This window comes from Psychroserpens luteolus (assembly GCF_021032705.1).
In the GTDB taxonomy this organism is placed as follows: Bacteria; Bacteroidota; Bacteroidia; order Flavobacteriales; family Flavobacteriaceae; genus Psychroserpens; species Psychroserpens luteolus.
Genome location: NZ_JAHVXI010000020.1, coordinates 1 through 810 on the forward strand (window position 1 = coordinate 1; position 810 = coordinate 810).

At 45.2% G+C, this 810-nt stretch carries 1 pseudogene; it reads left to right on the top strand.

The annotated features are described in order from the left end of the window. A pseudogene (locus KWG70_RS17650) lies at positions 1–810 on the top strand (hypothetical protein); the annotation flags it as partial.

The following is an 810-nucleotide window of genomic DNA, read 5'->3' on the forward strand; positions in this document are numbered from 1 at the left end:
AGCCTGCTCCTGTGGTAACTGATGTAACGATTTGCTCTGATGAGTCGTATACGTGGGCTGAGAATGGTATCACTTATGATGGTTCTGGAGGATCAACTTCGGTAACTATTGAAGGTGTGAACTGTGCGGCCGATCAAACACTTAACTTAACAGTAACACCGGAGCCTGCTCCTGTGGTAACTGATGTAACGATTTGCTCTGATGAGTCGTATACGTGGGCTGAGAATGGTATCACTTATAATGGTTCTGGTGGTTCGACCTCTGTAACTATTGAAGGGGTGAACTGTGCTGCGGATCAAACACTTAACTTAACAGTAACGCCGGAGCCTGCTCCTGTGGTAACTGATGTAACGATTTGCTCTGATGAGTCGTATACGTGGGCTGAGAATGGTATCACTTATGATGGTTCTGGAGGATCGACCTCTGTAACTATTGAAGGTGTGAACTGTGCAGCTGACCAAACATTAAACTTAACAGTAACACCGGAGCCTGCTCCTGTGGTGACTGATGTAACGATTTGTTCTGATGAGTCGTATACGTGGGCTGAGAATGGTATCACTTATAATGGTTCTGGAGGATCTACTTCGGTAACTATTGAAGGTGTAAACTGTGCAGCTGATCAAACACTTAACTTAACAGTAACGCCGGAGCCTGCTCCTGTAGTGACTGATGTGACGATTTGTTCTGATGAGTCGTATACGTGGGCTGAGAATGGTATCACTTATGATGGTTCTGGAGGATCTACTTCGGTAACTATTGAAGGTGTGAACTGTGCGGCCGATCAAACATTAAACTTAACAGTAACACCGG